This window comes from Sulfitobacter sediminivivens (assembly GCF_042611115.2).
In the GTDB taxonomy this organism is placed as follows: Bacteria; Pseudomonadota; Alphaproteobacteria; order Rhodobacterales; family Rhodobacteraceae; genus Sulfitobacter; species Sulfitobacter sediminivivens.
In genome coordinates this window covers 195,899-217,372 of record NZ_JBHGAR020000002.1, presented here as the reverse complement: position 1 = coordinate 217,372, position 21,474 = coordinate 195,899, and the positions used below count along the sequence as shown (strand labels likewise).

Genomic DNA, 21,474 nt, shown 5'->3' with positions numbered 1-21,474 from the left:
CTAAAGTCGATTTTTTAAGATGACCTTAATCGGCACGCCTTAAGCAAATCCCATGACAAAGCTGCATCCACAAAAGACAGGTCTGTTTGACCAGACCCATAGAATTGCAATCCGGCTGCGGATTGTGTTTATCTCGATTGGGTTGGTAACAGCTGTTGCTGGCATCACCGCCATGCTTCACGCCAAGACCATTCTCAATGCACACAATGAGTTGAGCACATCTGCCCTGCCGATGCTAACTGTTGCGCAAAGCACAGAAAGAAGTCTGAGCGCAATGTTTTTGGTGCTAGAGAACATCAATTCATACCAATCTGCTTCCGATCTGTCCAATGCGCAGTCTGAAATTCGAAGAAAGACCGAATTCGTTCGTCAAAACCTCAATGCGTTGAATAATTTCGACATTTCAGGACAGGTGGCAACTGATCTTGCAGGGCAGCTGAACGTTGCAGAAACATCGTCTTTGCATGTTCTTGAGCAAAAGTCTGAGCTCTTTGCACTCCAGGACCAAATTCAGGAAACTCTTCGGCGGCTTATGATCCTCCAGATCAGTAGCCACCGTATCCTTGACGATTTCGCTTTCGACTTCACAAACCAGATGGATGATCTGATCCGCACAGCACAATCTGGGAATGAATTTGACGTCAGGGCGCGCTATGATCGGATAGACCCACTCTTTGTCGCATCGTTGAATGTAAACGCGATCAGTTTTGGTCTTGACGACGTTATTTCGTTGACCAGAAGCCAGGTTGAGGCAAATGGATCGGCGAAGTCCGACAGAGTTCCACTGCAGATAGATGCGAAGCTGAGTGATATCATCAATCGGCTGTCATATTTACCGCCAGGCGCTGCGCGGCGTGATCTCGCAAGCCAAATATCAAAGTTGCGTGACATCGTCTCCAGAGATGCAGGAATATTTGCCAGACTTCAGTCGCAACGGAAGTTTCTGGAGGAATTCGAGGCAAATCGTGCGACACATCTGCGCTTGATCCCCGAAATTTCGAATATGTCCAGCGATCTGGTCGCGCGAACGCTACTGATGGTTGACAGCACATCAAAGCAATTGAATTTGGCTGTTTACCGACTTGCCTGGGTTGTCGCTGGCGCGTTTCTGGGCGTTCTCATAACAGTCGCGTTGACCAACGAGATTGTCATAAATCGGCAGTTCAACCAAAGAATCCAGATGTTGAACAATTCAGTGTCAGCCATTGCCAAAGGTGACCTTGATCACTCAATTTCAGTATCTGGACCAGATGAATTGGGCGACATGGCCCGCGCGCTTGTGATTTTCAGAAACAACGCCGAAGACCTTCAGCGGTCGAACATTGAGTTGGAAAAATTTGCCTATATTGCCGCCCACGACCTGCGATCCCCCCTGCACGCTATTCATGATCTTGCCATATGGGCTATTGAGGATGAGGACAGCGTTCTGAGTGAACAAAGCCATGAGTACCTGGCCCTGTTGCAACAAAGGGTGGAGCGATTGAAAAAACTGCTCTACGATCTGCTGTCCTATGCACGTGTCGGTCAAAATGAACCTGATGCCGAGGCAGTCAACTTAACCGAACTTGTAAAAGAGTTGGCGCTTTTTGCTGATCCGGACGACCGCTATCACATCCAGTATCAGGGTTTCGATGGCGATATTTTGGTCCAGTTTACGCCGCTGCAGCAGATCATTGGCAACCTCTTGAACAATGCGGTCAAACATCATGACCGCCCTGAAGGCAAAATTACTGTGTCGGCTGAAATCAAGAATAACGCGCTGGTCCTGATTGTCGCGGACGATGGGCCAGGGATTGAGGCGTGCTATCAAGGGCGGGTATTCGAGCTGTTTCAAACACTGCGATCTCGCGACGACGTAGAAGGCAGTGGTCTGGGGCTCGCCATCGTCAAAAAACTGGTCTCTCGCAGGAAAGGCCAGATTGAGATGATTTCGGACCCCACTGTCGGGCGTGGGACTTCATTCAACATCACGCTGCCATTGTTTCAGACCCAGAGAATGACCGTCAACCAAACCAGCGCTGCGGCCGCCTGAGCGGCTAACAAAAGGAAAGACTGATGCAAAAACGTACCCGAGCGGCGAAATTTCTGATCGTTGATGACGACAAAGTAAGCGTTATGGCAATGCAACGCGCCATGCGGAAACTGAAGATCGTCAACGACACTGAGATTTGTGTTGATGGTCAGGATGCGCTTGATTTTCTCCAAAATAGCGCAATGCAATCGGCCGGGCTGCCGCCCTATATTGTCATGCTCGACCTCAACATGCCACGCATGGGCGGGCTGGAATTTCTGGATGCCATCCGCGCTGATCCTGCGCTTGCAAAAGTGGTGGTATTTGTCTTCACCACATCCGACACCCCGGATGACGTACGCTCTGCCTATAACCGAAACATCGCTGGATATATTGTAAAAGAGAATCCATCCGAAACTTTTGCAATCGCGTTGGATATGCTGGAAACCTATGGGAGGATCGTCGAGCTGCCGGTTTAGACGCATCGTACTGCGGCAACACTAAGGCCTGACGACTGCACTTTGGCAGGCACTCATCCGATCAAATGAAAAGAGGCGCGCCGTTTGTCGGCGCGCCTCTCTTATCTAAGCAAGTTGGCTGATATTCCTATCTCATAACGTCCCGACGGAAAGAATGATAGGAAACAGGATGTCCTGCGATGCAGAACCCGCCATTTACATCATGCCGCCCATGCCGCCCATGTCAGGCATGCCGCCCATGCCAGCGCCGCCGCCATCTTTCGATGGACGATCCGCAACCATAGCTTCAGTGGTGATCAGCAATCCAGCGATAGATGCCGCGTCTTGCAACGCTGTGCGCACTACCTTTGCTGGGTCAATGACGCCAAACTTGAACATGTCGCCATATTCTTCGGTCTGCGCGTTAAAGCCATACTTCGGGTCGTTGCTTTCACGGATCTTGCCTGCAACAACGGAACCATCAACACCGGCGTTTTCAGCGATCTGACGCAGTGGCGCTTCAAGTGCCTTACGCACGATTGAAATACCAACGTTCTGGTCGTTGTTTTCGCCTTTCAGGCCCTCAAGGTGCTTACCGGCCTGAACCAAAGCAACACCACCGCCAACAACGATGCCTTCCTGAACCGCAGCGCGGGTTGCGTTCAGTGCGTCATCGACGCGATCCTTACGCTCTTTCACTTCGGTTTCAGTCATGCCACCAACGCGGATAACAGCAACACCGCCTGCCAGTTTGGCAACACGTTCCTGCAGTTTTTCACGGTCGTAGTCAGATGTGGTTTCTTCGATCTGTGTCCGGATCTGCGCCACACGTGCCTGGATCTCGGCTTTCTCACCGGCACCATCAACGATTGTGGTTTCATCCTTGCTGATTGACACCTTCTTGGCAGAACCAAGCATGTCCATCGTCACAGATTCAAGCTTCATGCCGAGGTCCTCGGAAATCACCTGACCACCTGTGAGGATCGCAAGGTCTTGCAACATCGCTTTGCGGCGATCACCGAAACCGGGGGCCTTGACGGCTGCAATCTTCAAACCACCACGCAGCTTGTTAACCACGAGTGTTGCCAGCGCTTCGCCTTCAACATCTTCAGCGATGATCAGCAAAGGCTTTTGTGACTGAATAACCTGCTCAAGCAACGGCACCATTGGCTGCAAAGAAGAAAGCTTCTTCTCGTGCAGCAGGATAACCGCGTCTTCGAGATCAACGGTCATCTTGTCAGCATTGGTGACAAAGTATGGTGACAGATAGCCGCGGTCGAACTGCATACCTTCAACCACGTCTGTTTCTGTTTCCAGACCTTTGTTCTCTTCAACGGTGATAACACCCTCGTTGCCGACTTTCTGCATCGCGTCTGCGATCTGGCGGCCGATTTCGCTTTCGCCGTTGGCAGAGATCGTACCAACCTGCGCAATTTCATCGCTGTCAGATACGTCACGCGCGGCCGCTTTGATGGATTCAACAACTTTGAGCGTTGCCAAATCGATGCCGCGCTTGAGGTCCATTGGGTTCATGCCCGCGGCAACAGATTTCAGGCCTTCCTGAACAATGGCCTGCGCCAGAACTGTTGCGGTTGTTGTACCATCACCGGCTTCGTCATTGGTCCGGGAAGCAACTTCCTTGACCATCTGCGCGCCCATGTTTTCGAACTTGTCTTCCAGTTCGATTTCTTTCGCCACAGACACACCGTCTTTGGTGATGCGCGGTGCGCCGAAAGATTTGTCCAGAACCACGTTGCGGCCTTTGGGGCCGAGCGTGACTTTCACCGCATTTGCAAGGATGTTTACACCCTTAAGCATTTTATTGCGGGCATCGGTGTCAAATTTGACGTCCTTAGCAGCCATATTTTCTCTCCATAAAACTTGTAATTGATGTCAGCGTTCGTGGGCAGGTTAGAAACCCGCCATCTCCTATGTTCAGGAGATGATCCCCATGATGTCGCTTTCTTTCATCATCAGCAGCTCTTCACCTTCGAGCGTGACTTCCGTGCCGGACCATTTGCCGAACAGAATTTTGTCACCAGCTTTAACAGCCATCTCGATCAGCTCGCCGCTGTCTTTGCGTGCGCCTTCGCCTGTGGCGACAACTTCGCCCTCAGAGGGCTTTTCCTTGGCGGACTCAGGAATGATCAACCCACCAGAGGTTTTTTCTTCGCTCTCCGTGCGGCGTACCAGCACGCGGTCATGAAGCGGTTTTAATGCCATCTTTGCAGCTCCTTAAGGCTCAAAGTTTCCTTCCAAACCTGCCATGCCCGTATGGAATGGCCAGGCGTTATCACTCAGCATATGCGAGTGCTAACGACGCATAGGTAGGGATCAGAAATGGTGCTGTCAACTGATCCTTTGAGAAAAATTGGAGACATTTTTTTAGAAAGATTTGAGTTCGGTTTGATGGACTGCCTGTGGTTGTCAGCAATGGCAACTTTGCGGCTTACAAATAGCGCATAGATTCAGAGCGTCACCCTATTTGGTCGGCTGCCTGACCGCAGAAATCTCTACCGGTAACGGCCGACATTCGCTGCATGTCTCGTCACCTCGTGCCAAGAATGCGTGGTGACGTTGCCACCGCCTCTGCCCCAATTTGGGTCAGCCCGTAGACCCCTTTTTCGACTTTTTCAAACCATCCATAGTGATTATCGCGCATGATTCTTGTGGCCGGCTGCACTCCCGCAGCCTTTGCAACGTCGGCCCCCTTACTCGCCCCGATTTCGAACAAATAGAGCGCGCATTTCAATGCATCCTGTCGGTACGCCGTCACCAGCCCTGCCCGGGTCTGGCCGCCATCGTTGGGGTCCCCTTGGCGTCGGGCGAATTCGCGCAACAATTGCGCCTGACGTTTGGGCGATTTGCGCGGCGCAAAAGGTCCGGGGTCGCAATGCACCTCGACCAGCCCATCGGACAGCCGCACGGTGATCAGACCCAAACCTAACCGCCGGGCCAATGATGTATTGTCTTTGACAGCCTTCGCAAACCGCTTGCCCGGCTGGCGCGCGACAGCAAGATACACGTCATCCGACACTTTGAGGCGCGCAATGCATTGATGAAAAAGAGCCAGTGAAAATCCCAGCTTCAATTCAACAACCAAAGGCGGTTCTGCGCCCCGGACGGCCATTACATCTGCTGCACCCACCTCCGATTTTACGACATATCCCTGATCCTCCAGGAATGTTTTGACCGGGGGATAGAGATCGGTTTCGCGTGCGCTGCTCATGGGTGGGAAGCTACCAGTATTTCCAAGCCTATGAGAACCCCCTAAGCTGCCGCAATGACCCGTGATGAATTCAATCTGTTTTGTGCCAGCCTGCCCCATACCACCCATGTGGTGCAGTGGGGCAATTCAGATGTGTGGAAAATTGGCGGCAAGTTGTTTGCCGTTGGTGGTTGGGCCGAGGGGCGCGATGCGTTCACCTTTAAAGTGACAGAATTGGCATTTGAGGTCCTGTCGGACAGCCCCGGCTTGCGCCCAGCCCCTTATTTGGCGTCACGTGGCATGAAATGGATACAACAGTATGACAAACCGGGCCTGTCAGAGAGCAGCCTGCGCGACCACATCCGCGCCTCATATGACATGATCGTTGATGCGCTTCCTAAGAAAAAGCGCGCCGAGCTTGGGCTTTGATGCCGCATTGCAGCAACGATTGGGTGACAAGCGATCCCAACCTGCTATAACGCCCGAAAATCCGCTTTTTCAATTTCAGGACGTACCCCTATGACCACCCTCGTATTTGGCCACAAATCCCCCGACACCGACAGCACCGGCAGCCCGATTATCTGGGCCTGGTATCTGAATGAAATAAAAGGGGTACCCGCGAAACCAATGTTGCTGGGCGAACCCAATACCGAAGCGTTGTTCATGCTGGATCACTGGAATCTAAACAAACCCGAAATTCTCACAGAGCTGAAGGCCGACACACAGGTTGTGATCGTGGACACCAACAACCCAGCTGAATTGCCCGACAATATCGGTGAGGCGGACATTACGGGCATCATCGACCACCACCGTTTGGTGGCAGGTCTTGAAACGCGCGGCCCGATTGAGATCAACATCCAACCGCTCGCCTGTACGGCAACGATCATGTACAAGATGATCGGCAAAGATTGGGCGCAGGCACCCCGCGAAATCAAAGGTGCCGCGCTGTCATGCATTTTGTCTGATACGCTCGAATTTCGCAGCCCCACCACCACCCAAGAGGACCGCGCCGTGGCGCATGCCCTGGCGGATGATCTGGATGTTGATATCCCATCTTATGCGGCAGATTTGTTTGCTGCGAAATCCGATGTTTCTGCGTTCTCTGAAACGGCGCTTTTGCGGATGGACAGCAAGGAATTCGATCTGGACGGTACCAATCTCCGGGTTTCGGTTTTGGAAACCACCTCCCCTGCACCCCTTTTGGCGCGCAAGGATGCGCTGATGGCCGCAATGCCCGGCGTTGCTGAGGAAGACAGCGCAGCGCAGGTTTTGCTGTTCATTGTTGATATTCTGAACGAAGAGGCGACGCTTTTGGTGCCAAACGATGTGGTCAAACGTATCGCTGAAGTCAGCTTTGGCGCTGAAGTTTCGGGCGATACCGTGGTGTTGCCCGGCATCATGAGCCGCAAAAAGCAGATCATCCCGAATCTGAAGATGTGATCCGGATAGAGCGCGCCGTGATTGGCGCGCGCTATCCCACTGTTCCATCTGTTCGCGACTTCACGTATGGCTGCCCAGTAACAATCGCGGAGCACTGACCATGACACGTATCGTCGCAACCCTCTCTGAAATTTCCGCACAGTATGACGCTCTTTTTGTCGACCTTTGGGGTTGTTTGCACGACGGGGTAAAAGCGTTGCCAGACGCGGTTGCAGCATTGCAAGTCTACCGCAAGACAGGTGGCAAGGTAGTTTTGGTCACCAATTCGCCACGGCCCCGCGCGGGAGTGATCAAGCAGCTGGCTCATTTCGGAGTGCCGGATGATGCGTGGGATACCATAGCGACATCGGGCGATTCAGCCCGATCCGCGATGTATCGTGGCGCAGTGGGCAACAAGGTCTGGTTCATTGGCGAGGACCGGGATCAGAAGTTCTTTGAACCGCTCGGTCTTCTGGAAAATCCAGTTTCAATCGAACAGGTCCCGTTGGATGAGGCCGAGGGCATTGTCTGTACCGGGCCGACAGATCCGATGGCCGACCCCGCGACCATGCGTCCGCAGTTCCTGCTGGCAAAGCAAAAGGGGTTGAAGCTGCTTTGTGCGAACCCCGATATTGTCGTGGACCGGGGCGAGGTGCGCGAATGGTGCGCGGGCGCTCTGGCGGCACTTTATACTGAAATGGGCGGTGAGAGCCTTTATTTCGGGAAACCCCATCCACCTATCTACGATCTGGCCCGCCGGCGGTTGGCAGCGCTTGGACGAGATGTGCCTGATGACCGCATTTTGGCCATCGGGGATGGTGTGCTAACCGATATAAAAGGGGCCTTGGGCGAAGACATTGATTCCCTTTTCATCTCTGGCGGTCTGGCTGCATCAGAAACCAAAACTGGCTTTCAACCCGACAAAGATGCATTAAGTCTTTATTTAGAAAAAGAAAAATCAACGCCAACTTACGCAATTGGCTTTCTGCGGTAGAAAAATTATACTTGATTTTCTGCAACTGCAAAGTAATAAAGTTACCGATACATCAACTGAGGCGTTACTTTATTGCTTGAAGGTGAGACATGTTGGATAATCTACCGCGCGGCACAATCTGCATCGAAGACATTGAAATTGGCATGACCCGCTATCTGAGCAAGGTTGTGTCCGACGAAGATATCGAAATGTTTGCGCAGATTTCCACAGATCGCAATCCAGTGCATCTTGATGACGACTATGCGCGAGATACAATTTTCGAAGGCCGGATCGCACATGGTATGTTGACCGCCGGGTTGGTGTCGGCGGTAATCGGTGAACAACTGCCCGGACATGGCACGGTATATCTGGGCCAATCGTTAAAGTTTCTGGCACCCGTGCGCCCCGGCGACCTTGTCTATGCCGAGGTCAAAGTCACCGACATCGAATTTTCCAAGCGCCGGGTCAAGATGGATTGCCATTGCGCCGTTGACGGGAAAAAAGTGTTGGTTGGCGAAGCAACAGTGTTGGCTCCTTCGCGCAAATTCGACTGAATTCTAAGTAAAATTATCCAAGCCCACGTGAAGTGGCGCTGCATCTTGCCACTGGCCTGCGTCAAGGCTAGGCAAGGCATATGCGGATCGTCAGAGACTATCATTTCATAGAACAGCAAGATCGCGGCGCAACAGCCGCGATTGGTAATTTTGATGGTGTGCACTTCGGCCATCGTTCGGTGATTGAATTGGCGTCAAAGGCGGCGCCCGACGCGCCTTTGGGGGTTGTCACGTTTGAGCCGCACCCCCGCGAATACTTTGCGCCCAACAGCCCGCCCTTTCGCCTTATGGGCCGCGATGCCCGCGCGTCACGGTTGGAAAAACTTGGTGTTGAGCGACTCTATGAGTTGAGCTTTAACGCGGCACTTGCGGCGCTTAGCCCTCGTGAGTTTGCTGGCGACGTTCTGCGTGACGGCCTTGGTCTGGCGCATGTCGTTGTCGGTGCGGATTTCTGTTTTGGAAAAGGTCGCACAGGAACGGCGCAAGACCTTGTGCGCTTTGGGGCCGAATTTGGCTTTGGCGTGACCATCGCCCCGCTGATTGCACAGGACACACAAACCGTTTCTTCCACAGCGATCAGGCAGGCGCTGACGGCTGGCAAGCCCCGCGATGCAGCGGCAATGCTGGGCCATTGGCACCGCATTGAAGGGCCGGTGATCAGTGGTGAGCAACGCGGTCGTAAGATGGGATATCCCACCGCAAACATTTCTATTGACGGGCTGCATCCGCCTGCGTTTGGGGTCTATGCGGTTTTGGTTGATGTGCTTGAGGGACCTTTCAAGGGCAGCTATCAAGGGGCCGCGAGCCTTGGCGTGCGCCCGATGTTTGGCGAAAACAAAGCCAATCTTGAAACATACCTCTTTGATTTCAAGGGCGATTTATATGGCACACCACTGTCCGTCGCCTTGGTCGAGTACCTGCGTGGCGAGGAAAAGTTTGACAGCCTTGATGCGCTCATCGCCCAGATGGATGCCGATTGCGCCCGCGCACGCAGTATTCTGGCCGCCCTATGAGCGATCCAATTGCACGCGCCGGATTGGCAAAACGGTTCTGGGAAAAGAAACCCCTGAACAAGATGTCTCAAGTGGAATGGGAAGCACTTTGTGATGGTTGCGGCAAATGCTGCCTCAACAAACTTGAGGACGAAGACACCGAAGAGGTCGCGCTGACTCGTGTGGCCTGTCGGCTGTTGGACGATGCGACATGTCGCTGTGTGCACTATGAAAACCGGCACCAATTTGTGCCCGATTGCATTGTGCTTAAACCCGACAACCTTGACACCCACGCCTATTGGATGCCGCAGACCTGCGCTTATCGATTGTTGTGGCAGGGTAAGCCGCTTTATGATTGGCACCCTTTGATCAGCGGCACAGCGCAATCGGTGCATGACGCGGGCATCAGCGTGCAGGGTAAAACTGTTTCCGAATTCGACACCCCATTTGAAGAATGGGAAGACTACATTATTGAGGAGCCGACCTGATGTTTTTCGCCTCTGACAATGCTGGCCCTGTCCATCCACAGATCATGGAACGGATCGTCGCGGCAAACGCGGGTTATGCGATGCCATATGGCAAAGATCCAATCATGGACGACGTCACAAAGGGGATCAGAACCGCGTTTGAAGCCCCAGAGGCGGCAGTCTATCTTGTGGCGACGGGAACCGCAGCAAATGCGCTGGCGCTGGCGACATATTGCCAGCCATGGCAGACGATCTTTTGTTCCGAAGTTGCGCACATCCAAGAAGATGAATGCAACGCGCCAGAATTTTATACAGGTTCGGCAAAGCTGACAGTGATCCCCACAGCTGACAAAATGACGCCAGAAGGGCTGGCCGCCGCAATTGAACCGCGCGCGCCGACAGACGTGCATTCAGCACAACGCGGTCCCGTGTCGATCACCCAAGTCACGGAACGAGGATCCGTCTATTCGCTGGAAGAGCTGCGTGCGCTGACGGCGATTGCCAAGAGCTATGACTTGCCAGTGCATTTGGATGGCGCACGGTTTGCAAATGCCATGATGGCGCTTGGGTGTACCGCGGCAGAGATGACCTGGAAATCAAACGTGGACGTGGTCAGCTTTGGCGGCACCAAGAACGGCTGTATGGGAGTCGAAGCGGTCGTGTTTTTTGACCCCGAAAAGGCTTGGGAGTTTGAGTTGCGCCGCAAACGCGGGGCACATTTGTTTTCCAAACACCGGTTTCTATCCGCACAGATGGCAGGCTATTTGCAAGATGATCTTTGGAAACAGACCGCCCGGCAGGCAAACGACAATGCGACCTATCTTGTTGCAGGGCTGCGCACGGCCGGAGCAGAATTCCTGCATGAACCACAGGCCAACATGGTATTTCCACGTTTCCCGCGTTCAGTACATCGCAAGCTGACTGCGGCAGGGGCCAAATACTATGTCTGGAAGGGGTCACTGGACGGTGCCGATGATAAAATGATCGGCGCTCGATTGGTCTGTGACTGGTCGATCAGCCGCGCAGATATAGACACGTTCCTGAGCCATTTTTAACTGCGTTCTAGCAGACCACCAATCGCTGAGGCGACCTCATGAGGATGCGTGATTGGTGCCATATGCCCGGCTCCTTCGATCACAATCTGCGACGCGTTTGGCAGCCGCCGTTCCAAGCCATCGTTGATAGCGGATATTGCAGGAAGTGCCTGCGACCCACGCATCAGGAGGGTTGGCATCCTCACCGCATCAAGCACACCGGGTCGCAATAATCCGGTATTGTCCTCATGGATAAAACCAATTGTATCTGGCACCACATGGATCGCACGTATCATCGCGGCGCGCGACCGTTCTGGGATGTCATCCCATGGCGTTCCGCCACTCCACATTCGGTTAAAGACCCGCGCGGCAAGGGGACGGTTGGACGCCGAAATTGCTTCAACAAACGGGGCGGCGCGTTCGTCGTGATCCCGCATCGTGTCAGGTGCATCACGCGATGCCACCGCAAGGAAAACAGGCTCGATGAGCGTCAGGCTGCGTATCTGATCAGGCAGGGTTGCGGCGAGTCTGAGTGCAACCATCGCGCCGAAAGAATGGCCGATTATATCTATTGGTTCATCGCCACATGTCGACAGCGCCGCGTTAAAAACCATATCGGAGAAATCGCTGCTCTCATCCCAATCGGCGCTTTGGCCATGGCTGGGCATGTCAGGGGCCAAGATCGTCACCTCCGGCGAGAGGTTTTTCGCCACGCCCGTCCATGCGCCACCAAATGCCAAGGTACAATGCAGGGCCAACACGCGGCGTTGCCCCTGCCCTAGGGTCGTCACCTGTGGAACAAAGCCCGCCTTAGGTCTCACAACTTGCCGGATAGATGCAGATCAAGATCCTCAATCTTGTCCTGGCCCCAGAACCTTTCATCCCCAACGATATAGAATGGCGCGCCAAAAACACCTGCCTCAACCGCATCTTCAAGGTTTCTTGCATAGGTTTCGGCACCGACCAGCAAGCCGGAATCAGCCAATGCAGGATCAAACCCTGCTTCCTTCAGACAGGCGCGTACAACGTCGTCCTTGGCAATGTCTTTTTCATAAGCCCAGACGTTACGTGTGATCACATGCGCCAGTTTTCCCAAATCACCGCCGCCCGCATTTTGTGCCGAGATAAAAGCATAAGCTGCAGGAGCACCATTTGTGGGCCAATGCGCGGGCTTCAGGTTGAATTCCATGCCAAGCTTTTTCGCCTCACGGGTCAGAGCCTGCGCGCGGTATTCCATGCGGCTGATGTGACGGTCCTTGGGAGGTGTGCCACCCGTACGGCCAAACGCTGCGACAATATCAAAAGGTTTGTAGTTGATCGTGGCCCCATGCTTTGCCGCAACCTCCTCAAGTCGTTGCCCGGCCAGGTAGCAATAAGGCGACAGGGTTGCGAAATAATAGTCGATTTGGGCCATTTGGCTCTCCGATTTGTGAGGGTGCAGCTTTGCCCGACGCTAACGCCATGTTAAGCGGTGTCAACGTCACGATTCTGTCATATCCCGCTGCTCCCGGAGACCTTATGCCACGTACAGCTGAACCTAAACTGATCTCTGGCAATGCCAACATGCCATTGGCAACTGCAATCGCCCGGCGAATGTCGATGCACCGGGGGGTCCATGTCGGTTTGGTTGATACACGGGTCGAACGCTTCAACGATGGTGAGATTTTTGTCGAGGTCTTTGAGAACGTGCGCGGCGAAGACATGTTTATCATTCAATCAACCTCGAACCCGGCCAATGACAACCTGATGGAACTGTTGATTATGGCTGACGCGCTGCGCCGGTCATCAGCGGCACGTGTAACGGCGGTCTTGCCCTACTTTGGGTACGCCCGCCAGGATCGCCGCACCAAGGCGCGCACACCGATCACCGCAAAACTGGTTGCTAATATGCTGGTCGGCACCGGGATCGAACGGGTTCTCACGATGGATCTGCACGCGGCACAGATCCAGGGATTTTTCGACATTCCGGTGGACAACCTTTATGCCTCGCCGGTCTTTGCTCTGGACATCAAAGATGCGTTCAAAGACCAGATGGGCGACCTGATGATCGTGTCCCCAGACGTTGGTGGTGTGGCACGGGCCCGTGAGTTGGCAAAACGCGTGAACGCGCCGCTGGCGATCGTGGATAAACGCCGCGAAAAAGCAGGCGAAGTTGCTGAGATGACGGTTATTGGTAACGTGTCTGGCAAGACCTGCATCATCGTAGACGACATTTGTGATACCGCTGGAACCCTATGCAAAGCCGCCGAGGTTCTGATGGAAGCCGGGGCAAAGGAGGTCCACTCATACATTACCCATGGTGTTATGTCAGGCCCTGCGGTTGAACGGGTGACCAATTCAGTAATGAAATCCCTTGTTATCACAGACAGTATCGCACCAACCGATGCGATCAAGAAAGCGGAAAATATCCGCATCGTACCAACCGCACCGATGTTTGCTCAGGCGATCCTGAACATCTGGAACGGTACGTCGGTTTCTTCCTTGTTCGAGGCAGAAACCCTCGGCCCGATTTATGATGGAACTTACGCAGCTGAGTGATCTGCGATGCGGGTCTGTCGCTAAATCACGTCCCATTCATCTTCGTCTGGCAATTCTCCAATGGCTGTCCACGCAATACGCACTCGTGCCACACGGGTGTCGCCCCATGTGCGAAAGACCATGTCAAAACCGATATTGGTGATTGATTCTGCACTGATATCCGCGCGCATCACCGTGACCGCGTCCACATCCCATAATGACAGCGACATCTGAACGCTGGGTTCAGACTTGTATGGTTCGCCAAACGATATGTGACGTCGGCGTTCACGTTGGCCGCGTCCGGTCCACATTTCGCCACCATCTTCGTAATCCGAAAACAGGACGACGTCGCCACTGTCAACGCCGATGGTATGATTGCGCAGTTTTTTCATGGATCACATAGAACCTAATACCTAATCAACATAAGCGACAATGTTCTATACCGTTGACGCCTCAAACAGGAAAGGCCCCGCTGATGCAGGGCCTTTTGAAATAACCTGTTGTCGGATCAAAGGTTCGGTTGTTTCGCGGACAACCCGATCTCGTCACCCATTGCCACCATGTCAGACAGCAGTTTGGCGGCGTCATCAACTGGACCCGGTTCATTCTGAAAGTTATCCTTGGCCTTGGTGTAATGGGCGTGAACATCTTTCATCATGTCATCAAACTGGTCTTGGGTCATGTCGCCCTTGGTCACAGCGCGTTCGGCCAGAACCGACACACCACGGCTGCTGATTTCGGCGAAACCGCCTGTCACAACATACTCCGAAGCACCTGACGGCCCCTCTACCTTGAGAACACCTGGCCGCAGGGTGGTGATTGTTGGCGCATGGTCGGCCATTGCCGTCATATCGCCATCCGCACCGGGGATCTGCACTGCCGTGACCTCCATTGAAGCCAGCCGCCGTTCGGGCGACACCAGATCGAATTGCATCGTGTCTGCCATACCTCAGGCCCCCTTAAGCAGCGTCAGCCGCCATTTTTTCAGCTTTCGCTTTCACTTCTTCAATGCCACCAACCATGTAGAAGGCACCTTCGGGCAGGTGATCGTATTCACCAGCGACAACCGCTTTGAACGACGAAATGGTTTCTTCCAATGGCACCTGAATACCGTCCGAGCCGGTAAAGACCTTGGCGACGTCAAACGGTTGCGACAGGAAGCGTTCAATCTTGCGGGCACGGGACACGGCAAGTTTGTCTTCTTCGCTGAGTTCGTCCATCCCCAAGATCGCGATGATATCCTGCAAGGACTTATAGCGCTGAAGCACCTGCTGCACGTCGGTCGCAACTTTATAGTGCTCATCACCGATGATCAGCGGGTCAAGCAGACGTGATGTTGAACCAAGCGGGTCCACAGCCGGATAGATGCCTTTTTCAGAAATCGCACGATCCAGAACGGTTGTCGCATCAAGGTGTGCAAACGATGTCGCAGGGGCCGGGTCGGTCAAGTCATCCGCAGGGACGTATACGGCCTGAACGGACGTAATCGAACCGTTCTTGGTCGAGGAAATTCGTTCCTGCATCGCGCCCATGTCCGTGGCCAGTGTTGGCTGATAACCCACCGCCGAAGGAATACGACCAAGCAAAGCCGAAACCTCGGAACCCGCTTGCGTAAAGCGGAAGATGTTGTCCACAAAAAACAAAACGTCTGAACCTGTGTCATCGCGGAACTGTTCAGCCAGCGACAGACCTGTGAGGGCCACACGCATACGGGCACCCGGAGGCTCGTTCATCTGGCCGTAAACCAGTGCAATTTTTGACTCTGAGAGGTTATCAGGGACGATAACACCGGATTCAATCATTTCGTGGTAAAGGTCATTGCCTTCACGAGTCCGCTCGCCAACACCCGCGAACACGGACACTCCCGAGTGCACCTTCGCAATGTTGTTGATCAGTTCCATGATCAAAACGGTCTTACCAACGCCGGCACCGCCGAACAGACCAATTTTTCCACCCTTGGTATAGGGGGCCAGAAGGTCGATCACCTTGATGCCTGTAGTCAGGATTTCGGTGGCTGTTGATTGTGCTTCAAAGGCTGGTGCGTCACCGTGGATTGAACGGGTTTCTTTCGCGTCAACCGGGCCTTTTTCGTCAACAGGGTCGCCGGTCACGTTCAGGATACGACCCAATGTGCCGCTGCCGACGGGCACTTGAATGGGTGCGCCGGTGTCGGTGACTTTGGCACCCCGCACGAGGCCTTCCGTGGCATCCATCGCGATGGTGCGCACAGTGTTTTCTCCAAGGTGCTGGGCCACTTCGAGGACCAGCGTCTTGCCTTGGTTGTCTGTGTTCAGTGCGTTCAGGATTTCCGGCAGGTTATCCTCGAATTGCACGTCAACGACCGCGCCGATGACTTGGGTGATTTTGCCGACTGCTTTTGCCATGTCGTGTCTCTCCGGTTTTGTCTTACAGCGCTTCCGCGCCGGAAATGATTTCGATCAGCTCGTTGGTGATAACGGCCTGACGTGAACGGTTGTATTGGATGGTCAGATCGTCGATCATTTCACCCGCGTTCCGTGTGGCGTTGTCCATTGCGGACATCCGCGCGCCCTGTTCGGACGCTGCGTTTTCCAACAAAGCGCTAAAGATTGCCGTGGCGACACCACGTGGCAACAGATCAGCAAGAATTGCTTCTTCGCTAGGCTCATAATCGAACAGGGTCGATGCTTCGTCTGCCTCGCCTCCGTCGAATTTCGCAGGAATGATCTGCTTGGCCGTTGGAATTTGACTGACGACGTTCACGAATTCCGCATAGAAAATCGTCGCGACGTCAAATTCCTCAGCATCAAACCGCGCCAGAATATCTTTGGCGATACCCTGTGCGTCGACGTAGCCAAGGCGTTTCACCTCAGAAAGATCGACGTGACCGATCAGATATGCGCCAAAGTCCCGGCGCATCTGGTCGCGGCCTTTTTTGCCCACGGTCAGAATTTTCAGCTCTTTGCCGTCGGCCAACAGTTCACGCGCGCGGGCCTTGGCCAGCTTGACAATGTTGGTGTTGAAACCGCCGCACAAGCCACGCTCGGACGTCATCACAACCAAAAGCTGGACTTTGTCGCTGCCAGTGCCTGACAGAAGTTTCGGCGCTGTATCAGAGCCACCGACAGAAGCGGCAAGCCCCGACATCACAGCATTGAACCGTTCTGTGTAAGGGCGCGACGCTTCGGCAGCCTCTTGCGCGCGGCGAAGTTTCGCCGCGGCAACCATTTGCATGGCCTTGGTGATCTTGCGGGTCGATTTGACCGACGTGATCCTGTTTTTAAGGTCCTTGAGATTTGGCATTGCCTTATCTCTCCTTAAGCGAAGTCAGCTGCAAAACCGTCAATCGCGGCCTTGATTTTATCTTCCAACTCGTCTTTGACCTTGCGGTCATTGTTGGTGATATCTTTCAGCAGATCGTCATGCTTGCCACGCAGATGCGCCAGCAGGCCCGCTTCCCAGCGGCCGACCTGTTTCACGTCAACCTTGTCCAGATACCCCTTGGTACCGGCATAGATCACGCAGACGATCTCGGCATTGGTCAGGGGCTTGTATTGTGGCTGCTTCATCAGTTCGGTCAGACGCGCACCTCGGGCCAGCAACTGCTGGGTCGCGGCATCAAGGTCGGAGCCAAATTGTGCAAACGCCGCCATCTCACGGTACTGCGCAAGCGACAATTTCACCGGGCCAGCGACAGAAGACATCGCTTTTGTTTGCGCGGATGAACCAACCCGCGAAACCGACAGACCTGTGTTCACAGCAGGGCGGATACCCTGATAAAAGAGTTCGGTTTCCAGGAATATCTGACCGTCGGTGATCGAGATCACGTTCGTCGGAATAAACGCAGACACGTCGCCGCCCTGGGTTTCAATGATCGGCAGCGCGGTCAAAGACCCGTTGCCTGCGTCGTCGCCCAATTTCGCCGAACGCTCCAGCAAACGGGAGTGGAGATAGAAAACGTCACCCGGATAGGCTTCACGGCCCGGTGGGCGGCGCAGCAACAGCGACATCTGACGATACGACACCGCCTGTTTGGACAAATCATCATAGATGATCAGCGCATGACGACCATTGTCGCGGAAATGCTCCGCCATGGCTGTGGCTGAATAGGGTGCAAGGAACTGCATCGGCGCAGGCTCGGACGCGGTTGCGGCGACGATGATCGAATAGTCAATCGCGCCAGATTCTTCGAGCTTTTTGACCAGCTGCGCCACGGTTGAGCGTTTCTGACCAATCGCGACGTACACACAGTACATCTTTTTGCTTTCATCATCCCCGGCGGCGGCATTTACCTGCGCCTGGTTCAGCATTGCATCAAGAGCCACAGCCGTTTTGCCGGTTTGACGGTCACCAATGATCAATTCGCGCTGGCCACGGCCAATCGGGATCATCGCGTCAACGGATTTGAGGCCCGTCGCCATCGGCTCATGCACGGATTTACGCGGTATAATGCCGGGCGCTTTGACGTCCGCAATACCGCGTTTGGTTGATTTGATCGGGCCTTTGCCGTCAATCGGATTGCCCAGACCGTCCACAACACGGCCCAACAGCTCATCACCGATTGGCACGTCCACGATGGAATTCGTGCGCTTAACGGTGTCACCTTCTTTGATGTCGCGGTCGTTACCGAAAATAACCACACCGACGTTGTCGGCCTCAAGGTTCAGGGCCATACCCTGAATACCACCGGGAAATTCGACCATTTCACCAGCCTGAACATTGTCCAGACCGTAAACGCGGGCAATACCATCCCCGACGCTCAATACGCGGCCCACTTCGGCCACTTCTGCTTCTTGACCGAAATTCTTAATTTGGTCCTTCAGGATTTTGGAAATCTCTGCTGCTTGGATACCCATTTATCCGACCTCTTTCATTACGTTCTGGAGGGAATTGAGCTTTGAACGGATCGACGTATCGATCATCTTGGAGCCCACTTTGACGACAAGACCGCCGATGAGGGATTCATCAACGGTCGTTTGGAGTGTTACGGTTTTGCCGGTGGTCGCTTTCAGCGATTTGGCAAGTTTGTCTGATTGTGTCTTGGTCAATGCCTTGGCCGATGTGACCTCTGCCGTGACTTCGCCTTTGTCTTCGGCAATGACATCACGCAGGGTTTTGACCAATTGTGGCAGAACGAACAGACGACGCTTTTGGGCCATCAAGGCCAGCGTATTGGTCATGGTCGGCGACAGCTTCATCTTTTTGGCAAGTGCCGCGATGGCACCGGCCTGTTCGTCACGTGTATAGATCGGAGAATGGATCAGAGCGCGAAAATCGTCACTGTCGGTCAATGCGCCTTGCAAAGCATCAAGATCGGTTTCGATGGCTTTGACCTTTTTGGCCTCTTTCGCCAGATCATAAACGGCTGTCGCATAGCGCTGCGCGATGCCGGTGGAAATCGAAGCTGGTTCGGACACGTCCATCCTCTCGTACAAAAAGACCGGGTATACGAACAAAGTCGCGTCACCGGAGTGTTGGCGCGGCTTGAAAAGGTTCAAGACGTCTAAATCAGGGGCGATGTAGCAGACCGTTCCCCACCCCGCAACACACTATAGTGAGGTTTCAAAAGGTGCCAGAGGGTTATTTGTTAAGGTTTGCACCGGGTGCGACCGTTTGCCCGCACTATTTAAAGCGCATCGGCGACATTTTCCAAGAAAGGGCCGAATCTAGATGGTCATCCCTTATCTTGATGGTCACCTCCCAATTCGGCCAGATCATATTGTTTTAGATGACATTGGCCACTGTCGTCGGCATGCCATCCGGTCCTGTTACGCCGTGGCATTACAGCAGATCAAAGCAGGTCTTCTTCGGCATCAGATGCAGAAAGCCCCAATGCCTCAAGCCCGCTCTCCAGATGATCTGCGAAATGCGGTGTCCCCAGCAGATAATCAGCCGTTGGCGTGTTCGCCTCCTGCCTTGCCGTTTCAATGGCTTCGTTCAGCTCTTCCGCCTCAAAAGTGCCACGCCCAATCCACATAATGGCGACCAGACTGTGCAATTCGTCTTCGTTCAGGGTTTCGAGAAACCCGCGGAGTTCGTTTTCCGCACGGTCCACCTCATGTCCATACAGAATGATCTGCGCGACTTTTCGAATTGCAATGTTTAGCATTTTTGACCACCTGCGTATTTTATCTGCGTTAACGCACCATCTCAGATCGTCAAGCGCGTTTCATTGCGCCAAATCAATAAACAACAAACGACCTGTGATTCTGGTCAAATTGGCTTGGCCTTGGGCTCCGCGATGCCTTCCAGCACATCGATGGCGCGGCGGGCCGTGCTCCGCTCTACGCGGCCCTTGGGTGGATAGACCAGTTTGGTGGCCTCAACCATAAACGCACCACCTGCCATCATTGTCGGCATATGGCGGCCAACCCGCTCCATCAGCCCCGCGGATTGCATCCAGATCCGTTTGCCCGACGGCATCTGATAGAGCGCGCCGATCTGCCGTTCTGGCAGGAATTGGTGTTTGCGCAACTGCGTCTCTAACTGGCCCGGCGAATAGGGTCGGCCATAACCAAACGGCGTGATATCGCGACGCGCCCAGAACCCTGCCCGGTTGGGTACGATGAAAAGCGCCCTTCCACCGGGCCCTAGAACCCGCCAGCATTCCTCAAGCAACTCACTTGGATGTTCCGACGTTTCAAGCCCGTGCAACAGAACCAGCTTGTCCACATGCCCAGTTTCAATTGGCCACATCGTCTCCGCCGTCAGCACAGAGGTGTTTGGCATGCCCGCAGGCCACGGCATCACGCCCTGAGGCCCAGGCATCAATGTCACCACCCGCCGCGCGTCTTTCAGATAGGGTCGCAGCAATGGGGCGGCAAAGCCAAATCCAACCACGGTCTGCCCTTTGGCCTCGGGCCATAATTCCAGCATACGGTCGCGCAATGATTTTTGCGCCGCCCGGCCCAGCGCGCTTCGATAATAGAAATTGCGCAGGTCTTGCACATCAAGATGCATTGCGGCCCGTCCCGGTGAATGTCACTCTGGTCCCACCTTACCAAAGCAGACAGGAGAAATACCATGCCCTTTGATTTGATCACCGTTCCATGCCTGTCTGACAATTACGCCTTTCTGTTGCGCGATCATCAAAGTGGCAAGGTTGCCCTGATCGATGCACCAGAGGCAGCACCGATATTAGCCGAACTGAAGAAAAGAGATTGGCAATTGAGCCAGATCTGGCTGACCCATCACCATCCCGACCATGTGCAGGGTGTTGCCGACGTGCTCAAGGAACATGATGCAAATGTGATCGGGGCCAAGGCGGATGAACACCGTTTGCCGCCGCTCGACCGTAAAGTGGCAGAGGACGACAGTATTTCATTGGGCGCTCTGGAAACGCGGGTTATTGATGTGCCCGGTCATACCATTGGCCATATCGCCTTTTATGTACCAACAGCAAAAGCCGCTTTTACTGCCGACAGCCTGATGGCGCTGGGTTGTGGCCGGTTGTTTGAGGGCACGCCCGCGCAAATGTGGGAAAGCCTGCAAAAACTGATGACCCTGCCTGAGGATACGATGATATGTTCCGGCCACGAATACACATCCGCCAATGCAAAATTTGCGCTGACGGTTGATCCGATGAACGCCGACCTTATATCAAGGGCCAAGGACATTGAGGCCGCCCGGAAAAAAGGTGTGCCAACGGTTCCATCGAAACTTTCAACCGAACTCAAAACCAATCCCTTTCTGCGGCCCGCCGATCCGGCCATTCGCGCAACATTGGGGATGCCAGACGCCACTGACACAGAGGTGTTTACCGAAATCCGTGCGCGCAAAGATAAGTTCTGAACGCTAAAATCATGGTCAAAAAGACTCGCTCACGGCAAATGTGACCGAATTATCAAAGAAAAGCCTTGAAG

Annotated in this window: 24 protein-coding genes; 11 read left to right on the top strand and 13 right to left on the bottom strand. The window is 54.0% G+C overall.

All coding sequences use genetic code 11. The features are described 5' to 3' along the window. The first annotated feature begins 52 nt into the window (after window positions 1-52). On the top strand, window positions 53-2,032 hold the full coding sequence (locus ACEWL3_RS03400) for a sensor histidine kinase (protein WP_386177613.1): 1,980 nt from the start codon (window positions 53-55) through the stop codon (window positions 2,030-2,032). A 23-nt stretch (window positions 2,033-2,055) separates the two neighbouring features. Further along, the gene (locus tag ACEWL3_RS03395; RefSeq protein ID WP_386177612.1) at window positions 2,056-2,490 is read left to right on the top strand and encodes a response regulator; all 435 of its coding nucleotides are present in this window, start codon (window positions 2,056-2,058) and stop codon (window positions 2,488-2,490) included. A 195-nt stretch (window positions 2,491-2,685) separates the two neighbouring features. On the opposite strand, the gene groL is transcribed toward ACEWL3_RS03395, so the two are convergent. From groL to ACEWL3_RS03380, 3 genes are all read right to left on the bottom strand, one after another. Continuing rightward, on the bottom strand, window positions 2,686-4,332 hold the full coding sequence (gene groL / locus ACEWL3_RS03390; RefSeq protein ID WP_386177611.1) for a chaperonin GroEL: 1,647 nt from the start codon (window positions 4,330-4,332) through the stop codon (window positions 2,686-2,688). 72 nt (window positions 4,333-4,404) lie between these two features. Next, a complete protein-coding gene (locus tag ACEWL3_RS03385; RefSeq protein ID WP_114877259.1) occupies window positions 4,405-4,692 on the bottom strand; it encodes a co-chaperone GroES in 288 nt (95 codons plus the stop codon). Between the two features lie 325 nt (window positions 4,693-5,017). Continuing rightward, window positions 5,018-5,698, bottom strand: a complete 681-nt coding sequence (locus ACEWL3_RS03380; protein WP_386177610.1) for a DUF2161 domain-containing phosphodiesterase — start codon at window positions 5,696-5,698, stop codon at window positions 5,018-5,020. A gap of 54 nt (window positions 5,699-5,752) precedes the next feature. Between ACEWL3_RS03380 and ACEWL3_RS03375 the strand changes: the two genes are divergently transcribed. The 7 genes from ACEWL3_RS03375 (at window position 5,753) to ACEWL3_RS03345 (ending at window position 11,137) form a co-directional block, all read left to right on the top strand. Next, window positions 5,753-6,106: an MmcQ/YjbR family DNA-binding protein gene (locus ACEWL3_RS03375; RefSeq protein WP_114877255.1), complete on the top strand. Its 354-nt coding sequence runs from the start codon at window positions 5,753-5,755 to the stop codon at window positions 6,104-6,106. A 90-nt stretch (window positions 6,107-6,196) separates the two neighbouring features. Continuing rightward, window positions 6,197-7,117: a manganese-dependent inorganic pyrophosphatase gene (locus ACEWL3_RS03370; protein WP_386177609.1), complete on the top strand. Its 921-nt coding sequence runs from the start codon at window positions 6,197-6,199 to the stop codon at window positions 7,115-7,117. A gap of 100 nt (window positions 7,118-7,217) precedes the next feature. Further along, on the top strand, window positions 7,218-8,090 hold the full coding sequence (locus tag ACEWL3_RS03365) for a TIGR01459 family HAD-type hydrolase (protein ID WP_386177608.1): 873 nt from the start codon (window positions 7,218-7,220) through the stop codon (window positions 8,088-8,090). Window positions 8,091-8,179: 89 nt separating this feature from the next. Beyond that, window positions 8,180-8,623, top strand: a complete 444-nt coding sequence (locus ACEWL3_RS03360) for a MaoC family dehydratase (RefSeq protein ID WP_386177607.1) — start codon at window positions 8,180-8,182, stop codon at window positions 8,621-8,623. 80 nt (window positions 8,624-8,703) lie between these two features. Then, entirely contained in the window at window positions 8,704-9,636 is a 933-nt protein-coding gene (locus tag ACEWL3_RS03355) for a bifunctional riboflavin kinase/FAD synthetase (RefSeq protein WP_386177606.1), read from the top strand. Then, a complete protein-coding gene (locus tag ACEWL3_RS03350; protein WP_386177605.1) occupies window positions 9,633-10,103 on the top strand; it encodes a YcgN family cysteine cluster protein in 471 nt (156 codons plus the stop codon). The genes ACEWL3_RS03355 and ACEWL3_RS03350 overlap by 4 nt, the downstream gene beginning before the upstream one ends. Next, window positions 10,103-11,137, top strand: coding sequence for a threonine aldolase family protein (locus ACEWL3_RS03345; RefSeq protein ID WP_386177604.1), 1,035 nt, complete (start codon window positions 10,103-10,105; stop codon window positions 11,135-11,137). The genes ACEWL3_RS03350 and ACEWL3_RS03345 overlap by 1 nt, the downstream gene beginning before the upstream one ends. Here ACEWL3_RS03345 and ACEWL3_RS03340 read toward each other — a convergent pair. Then, the gene (locus ACEWL3_RS03340) at window positions 11,134-11,907 is read right to left on the bottom strand and encodes an alpha/beta fold hydrolase (RefSeq protein WP_435000495.1); all 774 of its coding nucleotides are present in this window, start codon (window positions 11,905-11,907) and stop codon (window positions 11,134-11,136) included. The two genes, ACEWL3_RS03345 and ACEWL3_RS03340, sit on opposite strands and share 4 nt — an antisense overlap. 26 nt (window positions 11,908-11,933) lie before the next feature. Further along, window positions 11,934-12,530: a 2-hydroxychromene-2-carboxylate isomerase gene (locus tag ACEWL3_RS03335; protein WP_386177602.1), complete on the bottom strand. Its 597-nt coding sequence runs from the start codon at window positions 12,528-12,530 to the stop codon at window positions 11,934-11,936. A 104-nt stretch (window positions 12,531-12,634) separates the two neighbouring features. Between ACEWL3_RS03335 and ACEWL3_RS03330 the strand changes: the two genes are divergently transcribed. Continuing rightward, the gene (locus ACEWL3_RS03330) at window positions 12,635-13,654 is read left to right on the top strand and encodes a ribose-phosphate pyrophosphokinase (RefSeq protein WP_386177601.1); all 1,020 of its coding nucleotides are present in this window, start codon (window positions 12,635-12,637) and stop codon (window positions 13,652-13,654) included. A 20-nt stretch (window positions 13,655-13,674) separates the two neighbouring features. On the opposite strand, the gene ACEWL3_RS03325 is transcribed toward ACEWL3_RS03330, so the two are convergent. The 8 genes from ACEWL3_RS03325 to ACEWL3_RS03290 form a co-directional block, all read right to left on the bottom strand. Beyond that, on the bottom strand, window positions 13,675-14,025 hold the full coding sequence (locus ACEWL3_RS03325) for an H-type lectin domain-containing protein (protein WP_386177600.1): 351 nt from the start codon (window positions 14,023-14,025) through the stop codon (window positions 13,675-13,677). A 116-nt stretch (window positions 14,026-14,141) separates the two neighbouring features. Further along, window positions 14,142-14,579 (bottom strand): F0F1 ATP synthase subunit epsilon, encoded by a 438-nt coding sequence (locus ACEWL3_RS03320; protein ID WP_386177599.1) that lies wholly within the window; start codon window positions 14,577-14,579, stop codon window positions 14,142-14,144. 13 nt (window positions 14,580-14,592) lie between these two features. Further along, complete coding sequence (gene atpD / locus ACEWL3_RS03315; RefSeq protein WP_386177598.1) at window positions 14,593-16,017, bottom strand: F0F1 ATP synthase subunit beta; 1,425 nt, start codon at window positions 16,015-16,017, stop codon at window positions 14,593-14,595. A gap of 22 nt (window positions 16,018-16,039) precedes the next feature. Further along, window positions 16,040-16,915, bottom strand: a complete 876-nt coding sequence (locus ACEWL3_RS03310) for a F0F1 ATP synthase subunit gamma (protein ID WP_386177597.1) — start codon at window positions 16,913-16,915, stop codon at window positions 16,040-16,042. A gap of 14 nt (window positions 16,916-16,929) precedes the next feature. Further along, window positions 16,930-18,468 (bottom strand): F0F1 ATP synthase subunit alpha, encoded by a 1,539-nt coding sequence (atpA, locus tag ACEWL3_RS03305; protein ID WP_114877232.1) that lies wholly within the window; start codon window positions 18,466-18,468, stop codon window positions 16,930-16,932. Further along, window positions 18,469-19,029: a F0F1 ATP synthase subunit delta gene (locus ACEWL3_RS03300; protein ID WP_114880349.1), complete on the bottom strand. Its 561-nt coding sequence runs from the start codon at window positions 19,027-19,029 to the stop codon at window positions 18,469-18,471. Between the two features lie 374 nt (window positions 19,030-19,403). Further along, the gene (locus ACEWL3_RS03295) at window positions 19,404-19,721 is read right to left on the bottom strand and encodes a DUF3775 domain-containing protein (protein ID WP_386177596.1); all 318 of its coding nucleotides are present in this window, start codon (window positions 19,719-19,721) and stop codon (window positions 19,404-19,406) included. Window positions 19,722-19,825: 104 nt separating this feature from the next. Further along, a complete protein-coding gene (locus ACEWL3_RS03290; protein WP_386177595.1) occupies window positions 19,826-20,572 on the bottom strand; it encodes a class I SAM-dependent methyltransferase in 747 nt (248 codons plus the stop codon). A 63-nt stretch (window positions 20,573-20,635) separates the two neighbouring features. Between ACEWL3_RS03290 and gloB the strand changes: the two genes are divergently transcribed. Further along, window positions 20,636-21,403 carry a hydroxyacylglutathione hydrolase gene (gene gloB, locus ACEWL3_RS03285; protein ID WP_386177594.1) on the top strand — a complete coding sequence of 256 codons (768 nt, stop codon included), beginning with the start codon at window positions 20,636-20,638 and terminating at the stop codon, window positions 21,401-21,403. Window positions 21,404-21,474: the final 71 nt, after the last annotated feature.